The organism is Methylobacterium sp. UNC300MFChir4.1 (genome assembly GCF_900110155.1).
Lineage (GTDB): Bacteria > Pseudomonadota > Alphaproteobacteria > Rhizobiales > Beijerinckiaceae > Methylobacterium.
Genome location: NZ_FOCS01000028.1, coordinates 30,227 through 56,551, shown reverse-complemented (window position 1 = coordinate 56,551; position 26,325 = coordinate 30,227). Strand labels below are relative to the sequence as shown.

The following is a 26,325-nucleotide window of genomic DNA, read 5'->3' as shown; positions in this document are numbered from 1 at the left end:
CCAAAGCGGAAGTACCTCCGATAGCGTGTTTAGTGGCGTATTCACGAGTGCAGATATATCCGGTCAATTCACCAAGGAATTTGCCGAAGAGTATGCCAAGCAGGGCCTTATTATGGCTTTGGAGGGCGCTGCAGGGCGATACGTCATTGGACCGATACTGAGTCGCGTTGCCCCCCACGTTGCTGAAGCAGCTGAGAGCGTCAAAGGGATCTTCTTTCGCAAGGCGGCCCCGATGCCTGCCAGCAAGGCCGCTGGCGAGGTCGCCAGCGAGGCAGTTGAAGCCGGCGAGGGGAGTGGCCCTTCGGCCACCACGACCGTCGGCGAGCCGGTCTCGGTCACGACCGGCGAGTACCTGGAGACGTGGCACGACTTCCTGGTCCCCGGCGCGCTGCCGCTCGACGGCGCCCGGTACATGGGCCTGCAGATGCCCGACGCCGCGGGATGGCCCCGGCCGCTCGGCCCCTGCCAGATCTCGGCCTTCGACGAGTACCTCGACAACTACGCCCCCGGCCACCTCGCCTTCCACCAAGCCGACGGCAAGCGCATCGCCTTCGAGCGCCCGTTCAACTTCCTGCCCGCAAAGAACGCCGGATACCCCCACCTCGAACTCACCGCATCGTGGTTGCGCCAACTCCGCCTCAAGGACCGGCGCCTCCTCAAGCATTTCCGCCAGTACCCGGACGGCTTCTATCGGCTGGAGCGCGTCGAGGATCTCTCCGGCAACGCGCTCACCCTCACTCGCGACCAAGCGGGCGTGCTCCTGCGGGCCGAGCGCTCCGACGGCCTCGCGCTCGCCTTCGACAACGACGCGGCCGGCCGGCGCACCGGCATCACGCTGATCGGGCTCAGCGGCGCCAGCCTGAGGCTGGCCGAGTACGGCTACGACACAGGCGGCCGCATGGCCCGGGCCGACTGCGGCTTCGGCATGTCGGTGCAGTACGACTGGCAGCCCGACCGGCCGCTGCTCGCCCGCTGGCACAACAAGACCCGCCGCTCGCAGACCGTGTTCGGCTACGACGATGCCGGCCGGGTGGTGCACACCGAGACCACCGGCCTGTGGAACGGCGACCGCTTCCTCTACGACGCGGCCGAGCGCCGGACCACCTACCTGCCGGGCGGTGACGCGGCCAGGGCGCAGGTCTTCGCCTACGACGAGAACGACAACGTCACGGCCGAGACCGACGCGCTCGGCGCCACCACGCGCCACAGCTTCGACCGCTACGGCTTCCGCACCGCCACCACGGACGCGGCCGGGGCTACCGCGCGCACGCGCTACGACATCTTCGGCAACGTGCGGAGCCACGTCGACGCCGAGGGGCGGGAGACGCTGTACGGCTGGGGACCGGAGGGCCAACTCGACATCGTCGTCGACGGCGCGGGCAACGTCCGGCGCAACGACTACGACGCCCAGGCCAACCTCGCGGCCGAGACCGACGCCGCGGGCCACCGCATGGAGTACGAGCGGGACGCCCGCGGCCGGATCACCCTGACGCGCTTCCCTGACGGCACCGAGGAGCGGCGCACCTACGACGCGGGCGGCTGGCTCGCCAGCGTCACCGACGCCAGGGGCGGCGTCACCCGGTTCGGCTACGACGCGTTTGGGCGGCTCATCGAGACCACCGACCCGCTCGGGCGCACGACGCGGCTCACCTACGCGGCCGGTCCCGGCGGCTTTGCCACCCCGACCGGGCTGACCCGGCCGGACGGCACGACGGTGGCGCGCGCCTTCGATCCGGAGGGGGCGCTGGCCAGCGTCACGGACGGCGAGGGCCGGACCTGGCGCTACCGCCACGGCGCCTTCGACGTGCTGGAGGCGATCGAGGACCGCAACGGCGGCACGCTGACCCTCGGCTACGACGGCGAGGGCCGGCTCACGCAGGTGACCAACGCGCTCGGCCGGCGCTACGCGCTGGAGCGGGATGCCGCCGGCCGGGTGGTGGCCGAGGTCGACTTCGACGGGCGCACCACGCGCTATACCCGTGATGTCCTCGGGCGGGTGAGCGAGACGGTCAGGCCGGACGGTGCCCGGCTGGCCTACACTTACGACCGGACCGGGCTGGTCACCGGGATCGCGGTGTTCGGCCCGGACGGGCGGCGGCAGGATCAGGTCGCCTACGGGTACGACCGGCGTGGGCTGCTGGTCGAGGCGACGAACAGCGCGACGCGGATGGAATACATCCGCGACCGGGACGGGCGGATCGTCGAGGAGGATGTCGGCGGACGCCGGGTGCAGAGCCGGTACGATGCCTGCGGCCGGCGTGTGACGCGGCGGATCTTTTCCGGGATCGACCAGCCGCATGAAGTCCGGCTCGGCGAGCACGTCACCCGCCACGCCTACGATCCGCTGGGCGCCCTTGCCGCGCTGGTGGTGGCCGAGCACGCGCCGCTCGCCTTCACCCGGGACGGGCTCGGGCGCGAGGTCCGGCGTGAGAGCGCGGCGGGGTTCGTGCTGGACAGCGCTTGGGACGCGGGCGGTCGGCTGTCGGCGCAGCGGGGCGGGCAGGCGATCCGGGGCCTGTCCGGGGCGATGGCGGCGCAGCGGGCGGGTCTGGCGGCCGACGCGGCGCGGCCGATCGAGCGCAGCTATGCCTGGGACCAGTCGGACGCGCCGACCGCGACCGTGGAGCGGCTGTGGGGCGAGGCGGCGTTCGCCTACGACGGCAACGGGCAGGTGGCCGAGGCGCGCTTCGGCGAGCGGGCGGAGCGGTTCGCCTGTGACCCGGCGCGCAACCTCGCGGGTGTGGCGGTCTCCAGTCTCGGCGCGGTGGAGCACTTGCGCAGCCTCGGTGAACCTGTGCCCAACAAGTTGCTCGCCCATGTCGCCCCGTTCGACTGGCGGCACATCAGCCTTATCGGCGACGATCTCTGGCAGAACGCCGCAGCCGAGCTGGACCGCGACGGATACCGTCCGCTCAACCTCCGCGACGAGGCCAGGGTGGCGTGAGCCGCGTTCGCACAATATTCAGCTTGCCGCTGTCCATGCAGCAATCGTTCTGGTAGCCCCTCAAAGTGTTAGCGCTCGCACTGCACGGGGCGCGCCAGCCTATCGGCTAAGGTTGCACAGGTAATACCCTCAGTTGGCGCGGTATGAGAGGCGGAATCTGACTGGTCGCGAGCATCCTGATACCACCAACGCTTGGTTGGGCTGGAATTATCTTCAGTGCCTGCGCCCTGCAAAGGTGAAGTTTCCCGTGTGCCGGAAGGCGGGATAGCCTTTGGCCGCCGGCGCGGGGTGAGCGGCCGTGGAGCGGCAGCAGCTTCCCGCTTCTCGCTCGGCTGTACGGGCGCTGTGCCAACATAGTCGGTGCCAGCAAAATAGGCGATACAGCCCTTCGCGAGATCGGTCCCGTTCAAAAGCTCGAAGCGTGCGGAATTCATCGCAGCCGCAGCCGCTGCATCGAAATCGGGGTCACCGCTTGAATCGATCGCCGCGACCCCACGTGCGATCCCCTTCGCCTCCACATCATATCGGATGAACGACCACGGCCGCTGTTCCTTCCGGCGGAACGCTTCGGCCACCGTCTCGGGAAGCGTAAGCTGCGGGCGCTCCGTCATACGCATGTTCTTCGCCTCACAAGTCTCGGTAGCGGAGGGCCAATCGTCCTGCCGACCTAGCTCGCTCGTGAGCCGGTGTGTGTCGAGCCACTGCGCTTTGGCCTGCGTCTTGGCCTCGCGTTCCACCTCGGGCGAAGGTCCGGCCAAGAGCGTGAATGGCCAGATCTTCCGCAGGTCGAAGCTTGGCTCTTCCGCCCCTTCCTCAGCCGAGGCCGTGCCGATTCCGCTAATCCCGGCGACGCACAAGCACAGCATAGCGAATGTCTGGGACTTTCGTCTCATCCCTTGAGCCTCTCGATACGCTTGAGCAATTCCGGTTCCCATTCGGCGAGGCCGATCTTCGCGATAGAGGCGAGGAGACGGTCCGCCTGCCGCGCCGCATGGCTGCGCAACCCGAGGTTGCGCAAGTTCTCGATAATGAAGAGGTCCCAGATCGTCTGATTGCGCAGGCCCCGCGTACCGCCGCGCGTCTCATCGAGCAGGGCGAGGGCTTCGTCGATGTGACCGGCCTCGATACTGCTTTGCACTTGGCTCGCCGCCGCCTGGAATGCGCGATCCACGACGAGGAAGCCCTCGTTGCCCTCCTGCTGAGACATGGTCTCCCCGAGCGTCACGGAACGGCGGGTGGCTTCGAGCCATGCACGGACGGCCTCCGGGATCATCGGCGTGCCATCTGAGAACTGGAGCGCCTCGACACCTGGTACGGTGCGGAGGAAGCGCGACGCTTCCTCGCGGATCGCTTGAGCGACTTCCTCACGACCGAGATTTATGGCAATTTGGTACTGGAGATACTGCCCCTCAAACCAGAACGGCTGCTGGCCGCAGGTGCGCTCAAGCCGCATCACGAGGGCGGTGTCGGCGCCTCCGCGTTCGCTCGCCTGACGATAGTTGTCAGCAATATCCTCGCTTACAGGGTGCAGAACGCTGCGTTGCGCCGAGCGGCTCAAGGGCGGGGGGGAGGAGATGCCGTACCAGGTAGAAAACCGCCTCAATCGGTAGGCGAGGGGCTGAGCTGGATTGAGCTCGAGAAGAAACTCTGCCACCGTCGCCAGACTTTGTTTTAACGCCCGCTCATTTGAAGGGTCGAGGCGGAGCTGATCGGACCGCGGGGCGGCCGCATCCAAAAGATCCAGCTTCGACTCCGTTGCGGAAACGGCGGGCGCGAGGGCCGGCAGCGGATGCGCCTCCTCGTTGGCTCGGACGATCTCGGCTGCCCGGCTGCCGATAAGGCCAAGATCAAGCCCGAGATCGGGCGAGATTTCGGCGAGGTTCGCAGCGAGCGCATCGCACGCCTTCACCACGATGATGGCGTCGACCGGATCGAGATAGCCTCGGCCCGGCGCCGGCATCAGATCTGTAAGGCCCTTCACGAGGAGTTCTGCGAGTTTCTCGCGCGGCCGGTTGCGGGGATGGGGGGCGCCCCCATAGCTGATGTGGAATTGTGCGGCGGCGACCATACAAACGGGCAAAGCCTCATTGCCGAGGAGATGCGGCGCAGCATGGACCAGAACTTGGAGCAGCCGCAGATCCTTCGAACTGGTGCGCAGCAAGGCCGCCGCGATCTCCGCGATTGCGGACCAGCGGATACTTGCTTGCACGAGGGTGCCGCGTTTCATCAGATCGGTTTCGATCTCGTCCCAGCTCTCATGCTCGTCTGCCGGCATGCCATAGGCGTCGGAGCCCGGAAGGGGAGCAAGGACGGCCTCTACCCAGCGGTGACGATCGATCCGCTCCTCGCCCGAGACGAACCTTGACTCGGAGACCGCCTGACGCGTGCTCATAAGGTCTCCGGCAATCGCAGATGCGTTAGCGGTTGCTCGCGGAAGGGGTTGACGGGAGCGAGCGCCCGGATCGCGTAGAGGGCGTTCACGCCGTTGACACTGAACATCATCTCCACCGGGTCAGCCGGGCCACGAACGTCCGTCACACGAGCGGCATCGATCAACCGGAAGCTTGACCAGACACCGCTATGGGTGATCGCGCCATTCGATCGACCGGCGACCGTTAGTGACGAGGCGTTGTTGCGCGTCGTCGAGGCATTGGGCCACAGGATCGTGTAGGTCTGAGCCGGCCCGTGCCGGTAGGGCACAAGCTGTCCCTCGATATTCAGAATCGCCGCCCAGGCGGTGTTCGACAGGCTAAGAGGCTCGATCTGATAGCGCAGGGAGGGCGCCCCCTTCGCGTCAAAATAAATTGAGCGAATCTGGCGTAATTTTTCCAATTCTTCTAGAAATTCCGACCGGATTTCAATCGATTGCCTGTCAAGAAGCTTAGATTTTCGCGTGTCCAAGTCGACAAAAGTTGCGAGATAATTCGTAAAAAACCGATCGAAAGTGCCTTGCGGTCCAAAGAATGCTTGAAATTCGTCGAGCGTGACCTCCTCCTGAGCGTTTTTGCGGAAGGGGTATTTGTTGGCCAGCGACACGCTGAAGCTGCGGTAGACGTCCCCCTGCCAGACCGCCTGAAGATCGAGCCGTGCCGCTTCCAACACGACCTTCCACGACTGAGCGGCGAGTTTGTCCATGATCCTGTTGAGGGGCGGTGGCTGGTTGACGCCGACCTTTTCGAGGTCACTGATCGGGTCGGTGGTTCCCTGGAGGGTTGCCCGTTCCCGCGCCCGCTCCAAAGCGAGCGGTTTGGAGGAAGCTTCGCCCGAGCGGATTTCTCGCAGGTAGGTCTCGACTGCGCCAACTTTGGCAACGATTTCCTCCATATAAAGCTTGCCGTTGCCGGTGGCCGTGACGATCCGAGCAAGGGGATCGAACCGCCGGACGATGCGCAGCCCCTCCGCCTCGTTCGGGTCGAAAGGCGTGATCGTGTTATCGAGGGCTTTGACTGGCTGGTCCTTGCGCAGTTCCGTCGTCTTTGGCTCGTAGACGACGCTGTTGGCTTTGATCAGCATCAGCAGCCGGCCGATCCCGTTGGCCGGACCGGTGACGTTTTCCAGCATTGCGATGGCGTGGTCGAGGTTGCGCATCGCCGTGATGTCGAGGACATTCACCGCTTGGTCCCAGACGCCGATATAGGTCGAGACGTACCGTTTCAGCACGCCCTCCCGGAAGGCGACGAGATCTTCGGGCGAGTAGGCGATTGTGTCGCGCTCGCCGATGACCCAGGCATCTTCCACAACGATTGCCGAGATCTGCTCGTTTTGCGGCACGAAGAAATCGTGAAACCCTTTCTTGGTATAAAGAAACGGGATTTGTATATCCTTGCCCTGGAGCGGGGTGCGGATTCCTTGATCGAAGATCAGGTCGAAAGCCGGTCCGATCTCCTTGCGAAAGGAAACTGGGACGGGGTGCTGCATCTCGGCGATGCGCTCCAGGCGGCGCAGGATGCGTTGGGTGCGATCAACCTTGGCAAAATCCGCGCGGGCGGCATCAATCACGGGTTGATGCAGGGCCACCGTGACGTCCGACACTTCGAGGGCGTGGGCGAGGTGCCCGTTCAAGGAATCCTGTACCTGCCCCCGGCCTTGGTAGGCGCCCTGCCACCGCTCGGAAAACCAGGTTTCGATGGCTCGTGTTCCGAGTTTTGACGGCGCGCCCCTGGCATCCGGGCGCGCGTCGAGGGCATCGCGTTTGCCCTTGTCGCCCATCAGCAAGTAGACCCGAAGCAGGTTCAGGCGCTCGTCTTCGTCGCGGGTGGCATCGTCTCGGCCGAGGGCGATAATTCGGTCCTTCACTTGCGCCGCAAGGGCCGGCAGGAACCGCTCCGCCAATAGAGTCGCGTAAACCTTCTCGATCTCCGGTCCGATCCGGTGTCCTTGGTAGAGCGCGAGGTAGTCCAGCAAGTGATATTTGGTGCGCCAGTCTGGAAAGACCGTGGTGGCGTCGCGGATGGCATCCATCGCCGGCCGCAGCAGTGCCACCTCGCCGGAGGCATCGACGCCCTGCGGCAGGGTCACGAAGTCGCGCGTCCTGGCCACGACCGACGCCGCCCGGGCGGCGTTGTCGCGGTAGGCTTCGAATAGATAGAAGCCGAACGTTATCAGCGCCGCGGCCGCGGCCATGCCGGTCGCGTTGACGGCGATCATCTTGCGCCGCTCGACGATCTTGTTATCGCCGGCGAGCCCAGCCTCCGTGAAGATGGCATCGGCAAACAGCTGGGCGAGGAAGTACGGCTGCGACAAGCCCGAATAGGCCGGCATCACCGGGGCCGGCAGGGCGTAGTCTCGCGAGATGCGGGCGAGCAGCGCGTTGAACGGCACGCCTTCCTGCTTTGTCGTGGTGAAGTAGAGACCCCGCACCAAAGGCGGAGTCGAAAAACGGTCGGCTTGAAGACAATCGACCAGGAAGTGTTGCAGCACCACCCCTGCCGCCGACAATTGCCGGGTGAACATGTAGATGTTCTTACGCGCCGTGAGATCGCGCTGCGCGTAGAGCCGGTCGATCAGGTCGTCGTTCATCCGCCCCATGAAGGCCGCGAAATCCGTGGCGAAGGTCTCCCGCCAAGCGTCGGCGTGCAGTTCGTCATAGACGTCGAACGAAAAGCCGAACGGCGCGAGCCGGTCGAGCTTGCTGAACTGCTGGAAATAATCGCGAAAGCCCAGCAGGTGATCGATCTTGTTGACCACAATGTGGATCGTGAAGCGAGTCTCTAGCGCTTCCGACATCTCGACGAGACGGCCATGGATCGAGGCGGCAAGGTTACCCCGCTCCTCCTCCGTGGTGCGCATGAGGTCACAGATGTCGAGCACCAGTATGACGCCGTTGATGGGGCGGCGCGGCCGGTGCTCCGTCAACAAGGCCGAGAAGGCGTTCCAGAGGCGAGACTCGCGGGGCTTGCCCGTCTCGGCCCCCGCCTTCTGAGAGGCAGGCCGCAGCCATGCTCCAGGCAGGTCGAACAGGACGCTGTCGTTCGTGACCCAGTATTGCGGCTCTACCGTGAGCTTGATGCTCTTGAAGCTTTCGAGCCCGAGCAAATGGGCCAGCGGGAACTTCATGCCCGATGCGGCGAGAAGGGACGTCTTGCCGACGGCGGGGGGCCCCATCACCACGTACCAGGGCAATGTATAAAGCGTTTGCCGGCCGCGTTCTTCGCCGGTCCACTTGGTGCGGATGGTCTTCACGGCGTTGCGGAAGCTCTGCCGCATCGCTTCGATTTCAAGCTCCACGGGATCTTGCACCACCGGTTTCCCAGGGCTCGGCGGCTTCACTCCCCGGGTCCGCCAGCGCACGAACACGACGCCGATCAGCCAGCAGATGAAGACGATGAGCAACGCGATGACCCGGTGTGAGGTTGTCGCGAACGGCTTGTAGCTGTTGATGTCGAGACGCTGGCCGCTGAACCAGATGGCGGCCATGACGGCGAGGGCGATCAGGGCGGAGGCGCCGAAAGCCGACGCGACCCACTTCCACAGGAACGCGGCAGTGTTGGCCACGATCTGGGCAGGTGAATATCCGGAAGAAATCATGGCGGGGCTCTGGTTGAAGTCGAAACTACCAGTGGCATGCGCGGCGAAGTGGACGCAGCGCTTCGGTAAGCTGTCCTGCCTCGAACAGGTAGGTCTGCGGACCGTCGGGGTAGTCGATCTGGATCGCGAGGCGTCGAGAATTGATCAGGGACTTGATGAGATCGATACTCTCGAGGCCTCTGCCGGCGAGGATGACGTCGCCGTTCTCGTAATCCCGCCAGTGGAGATTGAGGGTCACACCCCGGTCGGTCGTCAGTGCGAACTTGGTGCGGGCGTGGCCGACCGGCTTGGGGAGAAGGATATAGAAGGCGGTGATGTCGTCCTCGCAGGCGAGCATGATCACCGAACGCTGGTCGAGCGTGCCCCGTCCGAGCGGAGATACCCCGTCTATCTCACGGAGCGTCAGGAAGACATCCGCTGTCTCGGCCGTCCAGGCACGCCGGTCGGCGGGGAGGTCTGCCGACTGGCCCACCCTGCCGGTCAGGATGCTCTCAAAGGTCGTCGGCTCTATGGAGGCGGCGCTGCGCCAGGGCCGGATACGAACCAGGGCGCCGGCCACACCATCGGGTCGGCCAAGCTCCTGGTCGAGGCCAAGTTTTCGAAGCGGGCTCGGCTTGCGGATGACCTTGGCCTTCTCGGGCGGCGGCGTTTCCGCGGCGCCATCTTCGATAGGAGTCTCGAATAACGCATCGAAGCAGAGGAGGCGTCCCACCCTGTCGCGGGTAGCCCGACAGGCGTCGATGTCCGGCAGCGCGGGAGTCCCGGCCCAGGCGGGCGCGATGGCGAAGACCAGCAGGGCGATCATGCGTCCAGCGGTTTTCATGCGTTCTCTCCCGCTTCGAACCCATCAAGGCCGAGCTTTCGCATCTTGTTGGATAGGGTGCGCAGCGGGATGCCGAGATCCTCGGCGGCGAGACGGCGCGATCCCCGGCGCTGTTCGAGCGCGCGCGTGATCAATGAGGCTTCAAATCGGTCGCACGCTTTCGGCAGCGCAAAGCCGGAAACCTCGAGCTCCGGCGACTTCGCCGCCGCCACCAGAGCGAGATCCTCGGCTTCGATCATCGCGCGCTCGCCGGACAGGAGCACCGCGCGCTCCACGATGGCCTGAAGCTCCCGCACGTTGCCTGGATAAGCGTAGCCAGCGAGCAGGGCCTCGGCGGTCGGCGCGAAGACTTTCGCGCCCCCGAACCGGGCGCTGCTGGTTGCCAGGAAATGATGGGCAAGCAGCATGATGTCGCCGTTCCGCTCTCGCAGCGGCGGGCTGACGATGCGGATTTGCGCGATCCGGAAGAACAGATCACTGCGAAACCGCCCCTCGGCGGCCATGTGAGGCAGGTCTGCATGGGTCGCGGCCACGAGGCGGATGTCGGCGCTCTCCTCCTGGTCGGCCCCAACCGGCCGATACCGCCGCTCCTGAAGCACACGCAGGAGCTTGGCCTGGAGTGCCGGCGCCATATCGCCGATCTCGTCGAGGAACAGCGTGCCTCCCCGCGCAGCAGCGATCAGTCCAGTGCGAGCCGCCTGGGCTCCCGTGAACGCACCTTTGACGTGGCCGAACAACTCGTCCTCGACGAGATTCTCCGGCAGCGAGGCCATGTTCAAGGCGACGAAAGGATGGTCCTTGCGGTTTGAGAGTTCGTGCAGTTCCCGCGCGATGAGTTCCTTTCCAGTGCCGGTCTCCCCGAGTATCAGCACCGAAATATCTCGACTCGCGACGCGCGCGATCTGCTCGCACAACCGTTGCATCGATGGAGAGACGCCGATCAGCCGCGTCTCCATATTGCCCCTCGCATGCCCTGCGGTGTCCCGGTCGGGCTCCGCCTTGAGGCGGCGCGACGCGGCATCCAGGCAGTCGAGGCGAAGGGTGCGCTCCATCCCCGCTCCGGCAAAGGCCATGAAGCGGTCGAGCAGCACCAAGCTCGCCGGTGGCACGACCCGCTCCTCCTGCAGCAGAAGCAAGGCGGTGACGGACCAGGCTCCGGTTCCGATCCGCCCCGGGATGGCGAGCACCTGCCCCGCCGCGACGCTGAACAGCGTCTTCCGCAACGCGTCAGCGCCTTCCCCTGGACCCAGTATCGCCGCCTGAGTGACCCGCAGAAGCCCGGAGATCGCGCATGCCTCGCTAGGCAGCGGTCCGAGCGGAAACGCCGGTCCTTCGAGCAGGGCCGGCACGCTCGCCAGGCACACAAAGGCATTGCCGATCTGGTTCAGGCCGTAGAGGTACCCGTTCTCCACGTCGGCGAGGGTAGCGAGGCCGCGCAGAACGGCTTTACGCATCGCATCGAGATTGTCCGCGGCGGCGACCTCGCGGCAGAGGTCGAGGAGGCGGCCCGTCAGTTCCATCGGCCGGTCCTCATGGCGCAACGACCGTCTCGAAGGCGAAACGGAATCCTTCGCCCTCACCGATGTCGACCGTGGCGGAGACGAGAACGACGTGATCCAGTCCGGCCTGGAGGATGGCTCGGGAGATATCCGGCAGCAGCCGGCGTTGGATAACCTGGTCGACGAGGCGTGCACCGCTCGTCGCCACCAGACATTGCCGACGCATGTGGGCCTCGGCTTCCGCACCGACATGCAGCAAGACCCCCTGGCGCGCCCGCAGGATCTCGCCGAGCTCGGCAAGCTTGGCCGAAATGATCTCGCCCATCGCCTCCTCGGACAGCGGCAGATAGACGAGAGGCTGCATGCGCGCGAGAAGCGCCGGCTTGAAATGCTCGGCCAATCGTGGGCGGATCCGTTCAAGGATTTCAGGGACGCGCACGCCTTGTCCCGTCTGCGCAGCGAGCTGGCTGACTTCTTCCGCCGCGAGGTTCGATGTAAGGAAGAAGACGACGTTACGGCAATCGATCGCTCGACCTTCGCCGTCGTTCAGTTCACCTTTATCGAAAGCTTGATAGAATAGATTGAGGACGTTGATATCTGCCTTTTCGACCTCATCGAGAAGCACGACGGAATACGGCGTCTTGCGGATCGCCTCGGTCAGCACGCCGCCCTCACCGTACCCGACATAACCGGGCGGGGAGCCGATCAAGCGCGAGAGCGTGTGACGCTCCTGGTACTCGGTCATGTTGATCGTGGTCAGGAATCGCTCGGAACCGAACAGCAGCCGGGCCACCTGCACAGCTGTCTCGGTCTTGCCCACGCCGGAGGGACCGACCAGCAGGAACACCCCAATCGGGCGCCCAGCCTTGTGGAGGTCGAGCCGTGCGGTCTGCAGCTGTTCCACGATCAGGTCGATCGCGTGATCCTGCCCGCGGATCGCGTCCTTGATGCGCCGTCCGAGAGTCGTCAGTCGGAAGGCCTCGTCCTGGGTCATGGCCGCGACGGGGATGCCGGTCCAATCGGAGACGACCGAAGCGACCTCATCGACCCCCACTTCCAGCGCAACCAGGGGCTCGGTCTCGCGCACGCGCGCGAATTCTGCCCGCAGCCGCTCCATCGCGGTTCGTGTCTCCGCCGTCGCCTGCGCGGAACGAAGCGCGACGAGTTCTCCGGCCAGCCGCCTCTGGATGTCATGCTCTCCGGAGAGGCGGTCGATCCGTGCCGCAATCGCGATGCGGCGCTCCTCGATCTGGCTCAGCCGCTCACCGAACGTGCCGGATGGATGGCCGGCATCGATGTCACGGTTCAGCGCCTCAGCCTCGTGAGCGAGCATCAGCTCCTCGCGGCGCAGCACGTCGATGCGATGGGGCACGCCGGAGGAACTCGCCTTGACTCGCGCGCAGGCAGTATCAAGCAGATCGATCGCTTTGTCCGGGAGCTGGCGCCCGCTGATATAGCGCGCTGAAAGCGCTGCCGCCGCGGCCACGCCGGCGCTGGATATGAAGACGGCGTGCGCCTTCTCGTAGGCGGGAACGAGGCCGCCGAGGATGATGCGCGCCTGCTCGATTCCGGGCTCGGCGAGCTGCACGAGCTGGAACCGGCGGACGAGGGCGGGATCCTTCTCGAAGTACTTCTTGTATTCGGACCACGTGGTCGCCGCGATGGCGCGGATCTCGCCCCGCGCCAAAGCGGGCTTCAGAAGGTTGGCTCCGTCCGAGCCGCCCTGCGGGCCACCCGTGCCGATGAGCGTGTGAGCCTCGTCGATGAACAAGATCATCGGCCGGTCAGCGGCCTTCACTTCATCGAGCACTGCCTTCAACCGTCGCTCGAACTCCCCCTTGACCGAGGCGCCCGCTTGGAGCGCACCCAGATCAAGGCCGTAGAGGGACGCTCCAACGAGGAAGTCAGGCACGTCGCCCTGAACGATCCGCAGAGCCAACCCCTCCACGACAGCCGTCTTACCGACACCCGCCTCTCCGACGCAGAGCGGATTGTTCTTGCGTCTCCGGGCCAGGATCTCGATGATCTGGCGGATCTCATCGTCCCGACAGAAGACCGGGTCGATCCGCCCTTGGCGAGCCGCCTCGGTGAAGTCGTGGCCGTAGCGTCCGAGTACGGTGCCAGCATCTTGCGCGTGCCCAGGCATTTGGGGTGCGGCGGGCGCCGTCGTGATCGCCGGCGTTTCCACCGAACCCTTCACGATCTCGTCGAACTGCCCGCGGATATGGGAGAGGGGTAATTGCTCCAGACGCAGGCCGTAATCGAAACGGGCGTAGCGCCCGAGATCGGACAGGAGAGCCAGCAGGATTGCGCCGGAGCGGATCTGCCCTTCCCCGAGGAGCACGGAGGCCACCATCCAGGCGTCCTGCAACAGCTCGCATACGAGCGTCGAGTAACGTGGGGATGCGCCGTCTCCCGTGCGAAACCGTGCGAACGCACCCTCGACCGCGTTCTTGATCCGGTCGGGATCGGCGTCGCAATGTTGGACGATCAGCCGGCAATCCGCTCCCGGCTGCGTCAGCAGCGGCACGAGGAGGTGTTCGACCGCGACGTCCCGGTGGCCGTGAGACACGCACGCGACGGCTGCCGCCTGCAACGCCTCGTGGCAGACGGGGTTGAGGCGCTCGATGAGCCCCGGCATCAACTCGATGTCGCGCATGACGTCTCTCATCGGCCGATGATTTGGTTGAGCTGTTCGAGCGAGCGCGTCGCTTCAGAGCGCGTCAGCAGGAAGAACGTCAGGTACAAGAGCACTGCCGTCGCGAAGGCCGCGATCACCACCAGGCTGATGGGTGTCTGCCACGCGACTCGGTGTGCCTTCTGAACGATGCCCTCGGACTTGAAGAGCGACAGCGGCTCGGTGGGACCGCGTTCCGTGCGGATGACGTCGTGCAGTTCCTTGATGACCGCCTCAAGCTGAACGCGGCCATTGTGCATGGCTCGGTAGCGGCCCTCGTAACCGAGATTGAGGCAGAGATAGAGGAACTCCAGGAGGTCGATGTACCGGTTCGGCTCGGTCATCAGCCGCGCGAGGATGACGAAGAACTTCTCGCCACCCCAAGTCTCATTGTGAAACGTCGCGAGCAGGCTGCGCTCCGACCAGTTGGTCTCGAGCCCCCAGGGACTGTTCATCACCGCCTCGTCGAAAGCCGAGCAGAGGCAGTAGCGGAGGGCGAGCACGCTTACGCGGTCATAGCCGAGCCGGTGCAACTCAAGCTCGATCGACTCGATCTCGATGGTGGAGCGGCGATGCAGCGTGTCGATGTCGTCCAGATGGCCGAGCGTGGCAATGCGCAGCATCAGGGCGATCAGGCCGGCACTGGCGTCGGACACGCGGTTGAGGCTGCTGCCGCGGATCTCGAACGAGAACGGCCGCTGCGACTCAACCTGTGGCACTGCGGTGAGATCCTGAGACCGCGCCGCGAGGGCGTTCGGATCAGTCTCGAAGAGCTCCCGCGCATCGAATTCCGATGCGCGGGCGAGGGCGCGATTGGTCATGACAGTCTCCCGTCCGTTCGACCACGGATCGCCCAGAACTGCATCTCAAGGTCTGGGAAGTCGCCGGCGATATGAAAGGCGAAGCCGCTGGATTTGAGCAGGTCTTTCCAGCCGACTGAATTATTATCAAGCATAAAATAAGTATACCCTGCGTGATAAGGAAGCTGTCTCGGCGCGGTCGGCATCGGTTGCAGGACGACACCTGGAAGATGTGACTGAACCAGTTCCCGGATCTTCTCGATCGATGAGACCTTGACCTGCGAGGGAAACGTCTTGGCGAGCCGGTCGAGGGGAATGGCGGCTCGCACAGCCAGCACGAAAGCGCAGGTGCGGATCATGTCCGGATCCGTCAGAGGCGCAGTCAAGACCCCGAATTTGTGCCGGTGCAGGTCGAGGACGATCGCATTGGGCTCCAACATCGTGGTAAGCGAGCGCCGTAACGACCGGATCAAGGGGTCGAAGCAATGTTCAGGCATCTCGTGGTTGTACGGCGGCCAAGCCTCAGGCAGTCGCTGCTCATGGGTAAAGGTGGCCAACTCGCCGGCAGAAGAGGCGAAGACTTCGTAAAGTCGTTCAGGATGAACGCGCTTGATGGTTGATAGGTGCCGAAATACCGGTTGCCACCTGTTGATTGTCTGGAGAAGCAAGAACTCGGCGATCTCCGCAACGCCATTCTGGCTCAACGAGCCGAGCCGGCCCGCAATCTGCAAAGCGCGCTGGTGCAGCAGGCCGGTAAAATCGTCGAGGACACGGGTCAGCTGCGGGATCGCCTCGAGGCCGTAGCTCGTCGGCATGAAGGACGGGTCGAGGCGGACCGACCCATCCGATTGCTTTTCCTGCACCCGGCACACCGGGAGATAGGCGAAGGACGAGCGGTCCTCCCGCCCAAGCATCAGGCGCATGTTGAGCTGCGTGACTTCGATCGAATAGGGCTCGGCGTCGTCGCTCGATACGTCGGTGGCATCCTGGCCGGCTATCCGGTACCGGGCACCCCTCATGGTGGTCTCACCCGTCGGGATCTCGGGCAAACCGCTCACCACAAGGGGCGCGGCCAAGTAGACGATCTCGTTGACGACCGTCACCGCGGAAAGATCGAGGGCGCCAGGCGCCGGCGTCTCGCCCGGGATCTCGAACACCGTCCGATCCGGAAGGATTCCGCTTGCCCGCACGATGTCGATCTTGCCGTGTAGCAGAGTCTCCGTATTCAGTTCGATTTGCTCGAAGCCCATTTGGTAGGCGCTGAGTGCGTCGCCGCGCCGCCGGGCCACGTAATCGTGGTAGCGCTGCTGTTGCTGCAGATGCTGCGGCTTGATGAACAGGCCGTCCGACCACATCACGGCATTACGAAGAGACATCATTTCCTCGATAGAAGCTGGCGCATATCCTGCCGCTCAGCGATGCGTTTGGATCGCGACGTTTCGGCCCCGGATCGCGACGACGATCTTGTAGTTCTCACCTTTCGGCTTAATCGCATCCAGACTACGCCAGTTGATGTGGTCGATATCCTTGTAGCCGACCGCGACGCCTATATTCGACGTCTCCTCTTCAATTTCCCAATCTTCTATCACTTTGGAATTTCCCGGATCGACTTGTTTTTCCTTATGGGCGACATATGAAGTTCCGAGCGAGTCCTTGGGTGATGCCGAGAGGGTGGCGAAATCCAGAGTCCTGAGACGCGTGTCATCGGAGAGCTGGAATAACCAGACATCGACCGGCGCCGCCTGCCCGAACGCGTTCTTGTTGGCATCCTCCTCGACATAGATGGCGATCGTCGCCTTCGAAGGCTGATCTTTCGGCGGCCCGATGGGCATGTCGGGGTTCATCATGATCTGACCCATCTTGGACGCGCCCTGAATCGTCTGCAGCGGCGTGCAGGCGGCGAGGCAGTCGACGACGACGGCAAGCAGGAGAGCGCGAGGCGGCATCACCCGTCTCATGGTTCATTCTCCTGCCGAGAGCGTACGCATCTCGCGATCGTGGACCTGCCGGAAGACTTCCCAGAACAGTCGCGCGAGGCCGCCCTGCCGGTCGGACGCGATTTCCCGATAGTAATGTTGGTACATCCCCCAATGCCACGCATCGAGATCGCCGGTTCGCGGAACGTGACCTTTGTATTTGAGAAAGCGTCGGGCCAGAGTCACCGGAGACAGGGCTGCAAAAATAGCTTTTAATGCCGCCTCGGTCGCGATCGCGGCGGCAGCTTGATGGTGTTCGATGCTGGCGATGCTCTCGCCGATCGCCGTCTTCGCTGAGAGGTGTACCGGGCTGTGAACCAGAAACAGGTCACGCACGGCCTCGTCCGCATCCCCGGCCAAGCGGAGCGGGTTGTCCTCGATGGCGTGGAGATGGGTGTCACTGGCCAGCACACCCGCCGCGCTCCGGTCCTGGCTCAACCTCCGCAGCCCGTCGATCGCCGCCCGCAAGGCCTCGCCTATATCAGCGGCCAAGCGGTCGGCTTCGGGACCTGTGAGGGATGTGACCGGAAGGCCGAGGGCCGAGCAGAGGGGGCGCAGGACCACATGATCGACCAGATCGTCCCGCGCGACCTCACGCTCCTCCGCGAGCGGGACCTCGCCGAGCCAAGCGTCGCGGGCAGCTACCTCGTCTGGACCGCGCGCAGCGTGGGCCTTGCGATCCCGCATGTTATTCTCGAGCTCGCCGAGATAGCTGTCTAATTCATCGCGGATCCCGGCCAGTGGGAAATCCAGCCGACCGTGCTCGGCAGCTTTCATAGAAATATCCTTCACCCGTTGCGGTGCGAAATAGGCCGAGGTCGGCAGCAGATCGTCAGGGCTTTCTGGCCGTTGCCCCTCGATAGGGCGGCCGAGGACGTACATCTCGAGTCCGGCCGCGTTGGTGCGCCCTTCCAGAGGACTTTCCCGGTTCAGAGCTGCAACTGGGTCGGAGGTGACAGGATCGCCCTGACGGACCGTCCGATCCGAGAGGAAAGAGAGAGGATCCTTGTCTTCCTCGTTCTGCTTCAATCGCGCGCTGAATGGATCGAGCCCATGCTGAGCCACGAGGGTCTCATCCAGGAGGTTGCGGTGCTCCTCCTCCTCCCGGCGGGGATCCACGATCGACTCGACGGAAATGAACTTCCGTGCCCAATCCTCGGACTTGGCAGCCCTGCTCGCCTCGTCGACCCGCTGAATGAGGAAGGCGGTCATGTCGAACCGGCCGATCGAGAGCCTGTCCGCATCGGAGATCCGGAAGGGCTCGCCTGGGCCGAGTGCTCGGACCGAATGGTTCACCCGGACACCGCGCGTGCTCAGCGCCTCGACGCAGAATTGACCATCCGCCTGGAAGACCCGGGCGTGATGTCCGTCGACGGTCTGCTGCCGGTCAATCAGCGTCCAGGTACAATCCGCCGCGGATCCGATCAGCCCCCCTTCCGCAGGGAAGACCATGGATGACCGGGTGCCGCCTTCGAGCAGCGCCGTATTATCCACGACAAGAGTGAGGAAGGTCGTCATCCTCATGCCCTCGCCGTGATCACGACGACCCGTTCCTCGTCACGCCGTCCGTCGCCCAGAAAGCTCGACCAGCCGAGCCGGCCGGGATCGTCGCGCGTCAATGTGATCGGCTGGGTGGCACGGAGACGCAGGCACAGCTTGAAATCGTAAGCGAACTGATCGCGGAGCATGAATTCCACGAGGTTGCGGAGCCGCCGATGCTCCTGTCCGCGAGGCAGGAAATCCCGGAAGCGCCGGTCGTCGAGATCGTGAATGACCACCCGGATCTTACCCTGATAGTCGGGGGCGCGATCGCCCGAGATGGTTCCCTCGCCCAGGCGGGAATTGGCGCCGCCGAGGCCCCATTTCTGGTGCTCGGGGATCGGCACCCGGCGTCGCACCCATTCCTCGATCGAGACTCTTTCGAGCCGGAACGTGTGCCGAATGATGGTGGAAAGCACGGCGGGCGAGCGGTTCCGACTCGCCAAGACTCCAGCAAAGCACAACAGCCGTGGCCAATAAATTCCAGAGTCGGATCTCAATCGCGCATCGTAGAGGCCGAAGAGAGAGTAGATTCTTCGAGAAAAGTCATCCTCCCCGCCGGGACGGTATCGTATGTGATACCGATATTTGCGCCAGCCGCGATGCAGAAGTCCGACTAGACGATTGTGAAAGAAGTTGAAGAAATCTGTCAGCACCGACCCCTTCGGATCGTAGCCGGCGATCTGCTCGACATAATAGGACGGCAGCGGCGATCCCGAACCGTGCAGCCCGAGGAAAGTGACAGTGATTACAAAGCACGGCGGCGAATCCGCCCGCGCACCGTTGCAGGCCGGGTCGAGTAGCCGCACGCCGGCCACGTCCGAGAGTGGAAAACCCAAGCCGTTATCGACTTCAAAGATAATCCTTTCCTTGGCTGGCAGGAGATGCGTGCCGACCTCGCGTCCGTCGTCGAGGGCGTCTTGGATCATCTGCACAAGGCGATAGAAGGCGTAGGTTGGAGCCTGCGCCTCGGCCTCGGCGCGGATCAGATCAACGGCTGACGGCCGATTGTCGCTGGCCATCTATAAATCTCGCCGTTGTTCTCGCCGCGCAATTCCAATTCGTGAAACGAATTGGTGGTCGTGCTGATGGCGATGAATTCCTTGAGGATGCTACCGAAGAGATACATCTCCCCCTCTGACTGGAAGCATGTCTCATCGAGGGTGAGGATTGAGCGGATTCCGCGAATCGGGCGCCCTTTGAACAACATGTCCACTGGCCGGGTGCTCAGGTTACGGATGCCGCCGAGACGCAGACGCGCTGCCCGCTCTGCCTGCCGATCGGTCAGCGATCGGTAGTCGTAGATCTGCAGGATCACACCGAGAGCGTTCTTGTCCAAGAGCGACATATAATTGAGCGACAGATTGGAGATAAGGTTCCAGTTCAATGCGCCATCAATCGGCGGATAAACTGGTGCTGTCGGCCGCGTTATGTTTGAGAATTCGATAAAGGATGGACTCGAATCGGTCGCGAGGTCGATGTCGCCGATGGCCAGTTCGACCGCCCTCGTTCGGTTGAAGCAGGTCAGCCGGATGCTCATCGCCTCTTCGGCAGGCACCGCCTGCTCGCCGTCATGCAGCACGAAGGTGATTGCGTGCTCGAACCCGGTCTCGTTTGCCGCCGGCGTTAGGCGTTGACGATAATAGACCTGCTCTCGCCGCGAGGCCATTTCGACTTCGTGATGGAACGATTCGAAGGCAGGGTAGGCGCGCTCGATCTGGAAACGTCTATCCTTCTCGGAACCGCGAAAGCCGACGACATTGTCGATGGAAAAGATTTCACAGGCTACGTGGTCATTTCCGGACGGCCTGACCCGGTATTGCACTTTGCGATGATCGACAGCGATTGGCTCCGCATCGGTCTCGAACAGGTTGACGGCGGGCGAACAGAACAAACGTACGTTGTCGGCGCGTAATTTCACATGAGTGGGCAGTGGTCGCTCGAACTCCAGGTCCAGCCCGAATTCCTCAGCCTCGCTGCCCGCCGCCGCCGCCGCGAGCCCGTTGAGATCGACACAGTGGAATTTGTCGGGAAAGACGAAGAACTCCTGGAGCAGCCGATAGGCATCGAATGCCGTCGATGCGCTAGGTAGCAACGTCTCGTCGAAGGCGAAGCCACCGGCCCTTACGCCGGTATTCGGCAGCCTCACCCGCCGCCCGTCCGGCGTCGTGAAGTGCAAGGCCAGGAGATAGCGTAGGCACCAGAGATACAGGGTCTGCGCGACGATCGCGTCACCCGTGAACCAAAGGCGCAAATCTGAGAAGTTGACGCTGCCTACCGTGCGTCCGCTCAGCATCGCAAAGCTCAAGGTAAGCTGAGATCGATCTTGCGTGCGGGTATGCGCCGCGTCGGTCAGTTCGACCGGGTAAACAAGACAGTCCGCCGTCGTGCGAAAGTCGCACGATCCACCCTCAATCGGCCGGGCGCGCATCGCCATCCCCCGCGGAATGATATGGGCTTCGGTGATTGTGCCGCGGATCGGCCGGAATTGCATGAGGCAGGTCGGAGGGAAGGGCCGGAGGAAATTGGGCCACAGCAACTGCACGAGCGAATGGGTGAGTTCAGGCAGATCGTCTTCGATCTTTTCCCTGACGCGTGAGGTCAGGAACGCAAACCCCTCTAGCAGTCGCTCCACGTCCGGATCCGTACTGCTCTCAGAAAGATACTTCGAAAGCTTCGGGTTCAGACGCGAGAATTCTTTTCCGGACTCTCGCAAATAACTGAGCTCATCATGGAATAGACCTGCCATCGCCCTTACACTCAACTCAAAATAAAGCGACGATCGTTGTTCAAGCACAGATCGAATTCAGCGGAGGATTCGGCTTCAGCTTTGCCGATGCGCGCTGTGATGCGGAAGCGCAGGCTTAAGGGCTCGTCGGTTGCGGCGATGTAGCCGACCCGTACATCAGCGATCCGCGGCTCACCCATCACGATGCAACCGCGGATCGACTCGGCGATCTGCCGGATCATGTCGTTGGAGCGGACCGTCCCGTCGTTCATATCGATGATGCCCAACCCGGGGTTGGCGGCTGCGCCGCCCGCGCGAAGGTTGAGCACGCGGCCGAGATTGCTTTTGATCGAAGCGATCTGCGCCCCATCGACATCCATCCCGAAGAGGTGCCCGATATCCTCTTCGTCCGCCACGAGGCGATCAAAGAGGCTTCCGTTCAAGATGCGCAGGCGCGACGCCGATGCCATCACAGATTTGCGCGAGGTCATAGTCAACCGGTGGCCCGATGCGCTAGGGAAGACGGGTTAAACCCGTATATAATACGGCTTTATATCAAGTATTCGTCGTGGCATCAGACTTGTCGAGCTTGCCAACGAGCGACAACTCAAAATTTGCACCCATGTATTTGAAATGCGGCCGAACTTTCAGCGTCACCTGGTACCAACCCGGATCTCCCTCAACATCGCTGACCTGGACGCTAGCATCCCTTAGGGGACGGACTGACCGAACCTCGGAAGGTGGGTTCTCCTGATCGGCAATATACTGACGCAACCAGATATTGAGCTCACGCTCAAGATCCGCTCGCTCTTTCCATGAGCCGATCTGCTCGCGCTGCAGAACTTTGATGTAATGAGCGAGCCGGTTGACAATGAAGAGATAAGGAAGCTGTGTGCCGAGCTTATAATTGGTCTCAGCCGCTTTGCCTTCTTTGGTCCCGGGAAACCGTTTCGGCTTCTGAATCGTGTTAGCTGAGAAAAATGCCGCGTTGTCCGAGCCTTTGCGCATGGTCAGCGCAATGAAACCGAGTTCGGCCAACTCGTATTCTCGGCGGTCGGTAATCAACACCTCAGTCGGAATTTTGGCCTCGATCTGCCCCAGCGACTCGTAGACGTGAATAGGCAGATCGCGGACCGCGCCACCGGATCTCGGACCAATAATATTGGGGCACCAACGATATTTCGCGAAACTGTCAGTTATGCGTGATGCTAAAAGGAAAGCGGTATTACCCCATAAATAGTTTTCATGATGTGAAGTGACATCTTCGCTGTATACGAAGCTATGTACGGGATTATCTATCGGATGGTAAGGCTGACGCAGAAGAAATCGTGGTCCTGTAAGGCCGATATAGCGGCTATCTTCACTCTCTCGCAATGCGTTCCATTTACGATAGCGAGGACCCTCGAAGACTGAGGCCAGATCGCGGACATTGGGAAGTTCAAGGTAGCTATCAATCGCGAACATCTGCGGAGCCGCTGCCGCAATGAACGGAGCATGCGCCATGGCCCCTACGGATGCCGAGTACTGAAGGAGTTTAAGGTCCGGAACGGACGGGCCGAAATCGAAATTCGCAATCATCGCGCCAACCGGTTCGCCACCGAATTGGCCGTACTCCGAGGAGTAGACTTGTTTGTACAGGCCTGACTGCACTACTTCTGGCGCGTTCTCAAAATCGTCAAGCAGTTCTTGCTTCGAAGCCGACAATAATTCAATCTTTATATTTTCTCGAAAATCGGTGCGGTCAACGAGAATTTTAAGACTACGCCAAGTCGCCTCTAACTCCCGGAATTCCGGGTGGTGTAGGATTTCGTCGACTTGCGCGCTGATTTTTTTATCGATTTCAACGATCATCCGATCAACAAGGATTTTGTTGATCTTCTGGCTATGTTCATCCGATTTCAAAAGGTCAGCGATAAATGCCTGCACGCCCATGCGCGCAACATCGTACCCCTCCTCCCCTGGATGGATCCGAGTCTCCTCCATAATCTGCTCAAGTAGGGATTCAGACTCATTCGGAATCCTCTGGGATGACGGTGCTGAAACCAGAGTATCCATAATGTCCTCTTGAGATCGTATTGGGGAGATGGAGATCAAGCCACAATTCTGTAAAATTTGCTCGACGACAGTCGGTTAGATTTAGCCCATCCGTGTCTATATCGAAACATTATTATACTGTTTCCATATCGATTAGATACGGACTTGCGCTCGGACGGTATTTCAGGATGCGTTCGCATCCTCCTGATGAAGCGCTTCCAGTTCGGCAATCAGCCGGTTGCGGCTCTCCTCATTTTCGAGGATCTGCTGCATACGCTTACGAAAGGCCGGCATATTTCCCAGTGGTCCCTTCAGCGCAATCAGCGCCTCGCGCAACTGCATCATTTTCATAAGCTCTGGCACTTGCTGAACCAGGGAGTCCGGATCGAAATCTTTAAACGACTCAAATTTCAAATTGACGCTTAGGGCTGTGCCGCCATTATGCTCATCGAGAACGTTGCGAACAGTAATCGTCTTTTGAATTCCAGATTCGTTCATGACTGTCGATAGGGTATTTTTATCGACACTAATCATTCTTCGCTCTTCGACGGGCGTCGTGTCCGCTTTCCCGAGAAAATTTCCGAGTACGACGAGCTTGAGCGGCAACTCCGCCTCAGATATTTGCCCCGTCGTCGCAGGGACATATCGAATATTTATACGTTCTTTCGGAGCAATAGATCCTTCTTTTTCAATCATCGTGTCGTTCCTTCAGTATTAGCGAGCTAAGCACAGCTGCTTACAAAACGTTCGCTCATTCACATCTGGCGTTGTGCTTCTTGAGAACTTCATAATATGTTTTGTAAGAGCTTATTAAGCTATATCTATTATTGCCGGTTCGGGTTTTCGATGGCATAAAACTTTATTCTTGCGCACAAGTTAAAGTGTATGATTTTCTATATCAGTAAAAATCTTCTAGAAATACAGTATGGGCATTGGCTATGTAGCTCGTACTGGCTCTTTTATGTTAAATCACGTGTTAGGTTGAGTCGCAAGAAGGTGAGCGCAGAAAAAACCTTTCGTTAATTCCTTTTTTGGATTTGTATAAAAGGAAAATCGAGATTATTAATTCATTTTATATCTTTTGTATCACAAGCTATTCGGAATATAGTTCAGAGGTTTAGCTCTCTTTCAAGATAAATCATTGCCGAATAGATTAAAATTCAGCGATGATTTTGACTGGTGTATGTCAATGGGCCATAGAAATGCCTAACTAGTGTATTCTGTGATCGACGTTCGAACTTGGTCTAATCTATTTAACTGGTACTGCTGCGCCCAGATCCGCTTGGCTTCTCTCAGTCCGCACTGCTTTCACAGCCCCCTGAGCCGCACCGGGTTTGTCGGAGGCCCTTTCGGTTACGCTACGCCGTCCCAGCGGTCGAACTCCACCGGGGCAAAATAGCCCGATGTCTTCCTCAGGATCTCATTGGCTTGTCGGAGTTCACGGTTCTCTCACTCCAGCGCGTTGATCCAGTCGCAGTTTGGACTTGCCCCGTAAAAGGCTCTTCGTCATTTCGTGTGGCTTCCCCGTGCGTTCTCCGTTCGTGTGAGAAGGACGGAGCTTGGCGATGACGCGGCTGCACGAGGTTCCCGGCTGCCGGGTACTCTCCATCGAAGACCGGCATGAGGCGGGCGTTGTCATGCACGTTCGCGGCTGCCGCTGCGCAAGACGATGACCCGTCTGCGGCACGCTGAGCACCGCCCGTCACGGCTCCTATCAGCGGCACCCCGCCGATCTACCCTCCCTTGGACGAGCCGTTCAGCTCGACCTCACCGTCCGGCGTCTGCGCTGCCTCAACCCCTCCTGTCCCCGGGCATTCTGCTCTCCTGCCTCTTCTCTCTTGGCTTCGCACGCCCGACGAACCCGACGCGTCGCCAAGGCCCAGCAGCGCGTCGGCTTGGCCATCAACGCTCGAGCCGGTGCGCGCCTGCTGGCAAATCTCTCCATGCCGACGAGCGCCTCGACGCTGCTGCGCCTCATGCACGCCGCGCCCCTGCCGCGCGTTGCACGAGCGCGGGCAATCGGTGTCGACGACTGGGCCTGGCGTCGTGGGCGCGCCTGGGGCACGCTCGTCGTCGACCTCGACCATCATCGTGCCATCTATCTTCTGCCCGACCGCAACTCGGCGACCTTCGAGGCTTGGCTGGCGTTACACACCGATCTGGAGATCGTCGCACGAGATCGCTCGACAGGCGACCCGCGTGCGGCCCAGGCTGTCGTCCCGCGTGCATAGCAAGTCGCAGATCGCTGGCATTTCCTTCTGAACGCGCGCCAGATGCTGGAGCGCTGGTTGGTCGGCGCTCATGCCCGCTTGCGTGCCATTCCCGTCCCCTCCGGCTCGGCGGCTCCCGCTCCTGATTACGCCCGCGACCACGCCTTCCACGCAGCCGCACAGATCAAGCTGCCGCGCAGGAGGCACAACGTTGGAGAGCCGTGCGTCATGCACAGGTCCAGCGCCGCCGCGCGGCCGGCGAGTCGATCATGGCGATCGCGCGCGATCCCTCTGGCACCGGCAACGGTGAGGCGCTACGCCTCCATGGATAGGCCCCCGGAACATGGCGAACGGCGGATCGGATCGAGTCAGCTCGACCCCTGGCTGGCCTATCTCAAGCGCCGCCGTGCCGAGGGCTGCGAGAACGGATTGCAGCTCCTGCGAGAGCTGCGCGAACACGGTTACGCGGGCGGCTCGCGGCAGGTCCACAAATGGCTGCAGAGTCGACGGACGAAGGTCGCGATCACCACACCCCGACGCTGGCGTGACGCCATCCCCGGCATGACGGCCCCGGCTCGGCCGAGCTGCCGGCGCGGCGCGAGCAACTGCCGGGATCGAAGGTCCTCGCCTGGATCATGACGGTGGCGCCGGACCGGCTGAGCCCGGCTGATAGCGCGCTTCTCGCGCGCATCGTGTAGGATCCCGACGCGGCCACGCTACACGGGCTCATCCAGCGCTTCGTCGTGTTCGTACGCGAGGCCGGGAGGAAGGGGAACGGATCGTCCGCACATGGCGATCGACGCCTGGCGGAGTTCGAGGCTTGGATCGTCGAGGCGAAGGCGAGCGGCATCCGAGCCGCGCAGACGTTGGCCAGCGGGCTCGTCGTTGATGCTGCCGCGGTAAGGGCAGCGTTGACGATGCCGTGGAGCAACACTCAGTCCGAGGCCCAGATGACGAAACTGAAGCTGATCAAGCGACTGATGTACGGCCGGGCCGGCTTCGACCTTCTACGCCGTCGCGTGCTTCTGGCTCCTTGACCCACACGAAATGACGAAGAGCCACTGAACC

Annotated in this window: 16 protein-coding genes and 1 pseudogene; 2 read left to right on the top strand and 15 right to left on the bottom strand. The window is 62.2% G+C overall.

Translation table 11 applies throughout. The annotated features are described in order from the left end of the window. Positions 1-232 precede the first annotated feature (232 nt). Positions 233-2,944 (top strand): DUF6531 domain-containing protein, encoded by a 2,712-nt coding sequence (locus tag BMY19_RS26075; protein ID WP_170863046.1) that lies wholly within the window; start codon positions 233-235, stop codon positions 2,942-2,944. Between the two features lie 68 nt (positions 2,945-3,012). On the opposite strand, the gene BMY19_RS30625 is transcribed toward BMY19_RS26075, so the two are convergent. From BMY19_RS30625 to tssB, 15 genes are all read right to left on the bottom strand, one after another. Beyond that, positions 3,013-3,810, bottom strand: coding sequence for a hypothetical protein (locus BMY19_RS30625; RefSeq protein WP_139215702.1), 798 nt, complete (start codon positions 3,808-3,810; stop codon positions 3,013-3,015). A gap of 23 nt (positions 3,811-3,833) precedes the next feature. Further along, positions 3,834-5,336 (bottom strand): type VI secretion system protein TssA, encoded by a 1,503-nt coding sequence (gene tssA, locus BMY19_RS26070; protein ID WP_100253401.1) that lies wholly within the window; start codon positions 5,334-5,336, stop codon positions 3,834-3,836. Further along, positions 5,333-8,971, bottom strand: a complete 3,639-nt coding sequence (gene tssM, locus BMY19_RS26065; protein WP_100253400.1) for a type VI secretion system membrane subunit TssM — start codon at positions 8,969-8,971, stop codon at positions 5,333-5,335. Before tssM ends, tssA begins: the two co-directional genes overlap by 4 nt. A 25-nt stretch (positions 8,972-8,996) precedes the next feature. Then, on the bottom strand, positions 8,997-9,794 hold the full coding sequence (locus tag BMY19_RS26060; protein WP_139215701.1) for a type VI secretion system-associated protein TagO: 798 nt from the start codon (positions 9,792-9,794) through the stop codon (positions 8,997-8,999). After that, the gene (locus BMY19_RS26055) at positions 9,791-11,314 is read right to left on the bottom strand and encodes a sigma-54 interaction domain-containing protein (protein WP_100253398.1); all 1,524 of its coding nucleotides are present in this window, start codon (positions 11,312-11,314) and stop codon (positions 9,791-9,793) included. The genes BMY19_RS26060 and BMY19_RS26055 overlap by 4 nt, the downstream gene beginning before the upstream one ends. Before the next feature lie 10 nt (positions 11,315-11,324). Continuing rightward, on the bottom strand, positions 11,325-13,952 hold the full coding sequence (gene tssH / locus BMY19_RS26050; RefSeq protein WP_170863045.1) for a type VI secretion system ATPase TssH: 2,628 nt from the start codon (positions 13,950-13,952) through the stop codon (positions 11,325-11,327). Positions 13,953-13,960: 8 nt separating this feature from the next. Next, positions 13,961-14,791 (bottom strand): type IVB secretion system protein IcmH/DotU, encoded by an 831-nt coding sequence (gene icmH, locus BMY19_RS26045; RefSeq protein WP_100253396.1) that lies wholly within the window; start codon positions 14,789-14,791, stop codon positions 13,961-13,963. Continuing rightward, on the bottom strand, positions 14,788-16,149 hold the full coding sequence (gene tssK, locus BMY19_RS26040; protein ID WP_210186933.1) for a type VI secretion system baseplate subunit TssK: 1,362 nt from the start codon (positions 16,147-16,149) through the stop codon (positions 14,788-14,790). The genes icmH and tssK overlap by 4 nt, the downstream gene beginning before the upstream one ends. A 33-nt stretch (positions 16,150-16,182) precedes the next feature. Further along, positions 16,183-16,728 carry a type VI secretion system lipoprotein TssJ gene (tssJ, locus tag BMY19_RS26035; RefSeq protein WP_100253395.1) on the bottom strand — a complete coding sequence of 182 codons (546 nt, stop codon included), beginning with the start codon at positions 16,726-16,728 and terminating at the stop codon, positions 16,183-16,185. A 3-nt stretch (positions 16,729-16,731) separates the two neighbouring features. Then, positions 16,732-18,264: a type VI secretion system-associated FHA domain protein TagH gene (gene tagH / locus BMY19_RS26030; protein ID WP_170863044.1), complete on the bottom strand. Its 1,533-nt coding sequence runs from the start codon at positions 18,262-18,264 to the stop codon at positions 16,732-16,734. 2 nt (positions 18,265-18,266) lie between these two features. Further along, complete coding sequence (gene tssG / locus BMY19_RS26025) at positions 18,267-19,307, bottom strand: type VI secretion system baseplate subunit TssG (protein ID WP_051123795.1); 1,041 nt, start codon at positions 19,305-19,307, stop codon at positions 18,267-18,269. After that, positions 19,271-21,034 (bottom strand): type VI secretion system baseplate subunit TssF, encoded by a 1,764-nt coding sequence (gene tssF / locus BMY19_RS26020; protein ID WP_100253393.1) that lies wholly within the window; start codon positions 21,032-21,034, stop codon positions 19,271-19,273. The genes tssG and tssF overlap by 37 nt, the downstream gene beginning before the upstream one ends. A gap of 11 nt (positions 21,035-21,045) precedes the next feature. Continuing rightward, positions 21,046-21,504 (bottom strand): type VI secretion system baseplate subunit TssE, encoded by a 459-nt coding sequence (gene tssE / locus BMY19_RS26015; protein WP_100253392.1) that lies wholly within the window; start codon positions 21,502-21,504, stop codon positions 21,046-21,048. Between the two features lie 64 nt (positions 21,505-21,568). Further along, entirely contained in the window at positions 21,569-23,068 is a 1,500-nt protein-coding gene (tssC, locus tag BMY19_RS26010) for a type VI secretion system contractile sheath large subunit (RefSeq protein ID WP_100253391.1), read from the bottom strand. A 162-nt stretch (positions 23,069-23,230) separates the two neighbouring features. After that, on the bottom strand, positions 23,231-23,743 hold the full coding sequence (gene tssB / locus BMY19_RS26005; RefSeq protein ID WP_100253390.1) for a type VI secretion system contractile sheath small subunit: 513 nt from the start codon (positions 23,741-23,743) through the stop codon (positions 23,231-23,233). 863 nt (positions 23,744-24,606) lie between these two features. On the opposite strand from tssB, the pseudogene BMY19_RS26000 reads away from it, so the two are divergent. Next, positions 24,607-26,294, top strand: a pseudogene (locus BMY19_RS26000) (ISL3 family transposase). Positions 26,295-26,325 lie beyond the last annotated feature (31 nt).

Excerpts from the sequence above, each read along its gene's own strand:
- tagH (WP_170863044.1), bottom strand. The coding sequence starts at position 18,264 with ATGACGACCTTCCTCACTCTTGTCGTGGATAATACGGCGCTGCTCGAA.
- tssH (WP_170863045.1), bottom strand. The coding sequence starts at position 13,952 with ATGCGCGACATCGAGTTGATGCCGGGGCTCATCGAGCGCCTCAACCCC.
- tssJ (WP_100253395.1), bottom strand. The coding sequence starts at position 16,728 with ATGAGACGGGTGATGCCGCCTCGCGCTCTCCTGCTTGCCGTCGTCGTC.
- BMY19_RS26060 (WP_139215701.1), bottom strand. The coding sequence starts at position 9,794 with ATGAAAACCGCTGGACGCATGATCGCCCTGCTGGTCTTCGCCATCGCG.
- tssA (WP_100253401.1), bottom strand. The coding sequence starts at position 5,336 with ATGAGCACGCGTCAGGCGGTCTCCGAGTCAAGGTTCGTCTCGGGCGAG.
- BMY19_RS26055 (WP_100253398.1), bottom strand. The coding sequence starts at position 11,314 with ATGGAACTGACGGGCCGCCTCCTCGACCTCTGCCGCGAGGTCGCCGCC.
- tssG (WP_051123795.1), bottom strand. The coding sequence starts at position 19,307 with ATGGCCAGCGACAATCGGCCGTCAGCCGTTGATCTGATCCGCGCCGAG.
- tssC (WP_100253391.1), bottom strand. The coding sequence starts at position 23,068 with ATGGATACTCTGGTTTCAGCACCGTCATCCCAGAGGATTCCGAATGAG.
- tssF (WP_100253393.1), bottom strand. The coding sequence starts at position 21,034 with ATGGCAGGTCTATTCCATGATGAGCTCAGTTATTTGCGAGAGTCCGGA.
- tssM (WP_100253400.1), bottom strand. The coding sequence starts at position 8,971 with ATGATTTCTTCCGGATATTCACCTGCCCAGATCGTGGCCAACACTGCC.
- BMY19_RS26075 (WP_170863046.1), top strand. The coding sequence starts at position 233 with ATGCCTGCCAGCAAGGCCGCTGGCGAGGTCGCCAGCGAGGCAGTTGAA.
- BMY19_RS30625 (WP_139215702.1), bottom strand. The coding sequence starts at position 3,810 with ATGCTGTGCTTGTGCGTCGCCGGGATTAGCGGAATCGGCACGGCCTCG.
- tssE (WP_100253392.1), bottom strand. The coding sequence starts at position 21,504 with ATGACCTCGCGCAAATCTGTGATGGCATCGGCGTCGCGCCTGCGCATC.
- tssK (WP_210186933.1), bottom strand. The coding sequence starts at position 16,149 with ATGATGTCTCTTCGTAATGCCGTGATGTGGTCGGACGGCCTGTTCATC.
- icmH (WP_100253396.1), bottom strand. The coding sequence starts at position 14,791 with ATGACCAATCGCGCCCTCGCCCGCGCATCGGAATTCGATGCGCGGGAG.
- tssB (WP_100253390.1), bottom strand. The coding sequence starts at position 23,743 with ATGATTGAAAAAGAAGGATCTATTGCTCCGAAAGAACGTATAAATATT.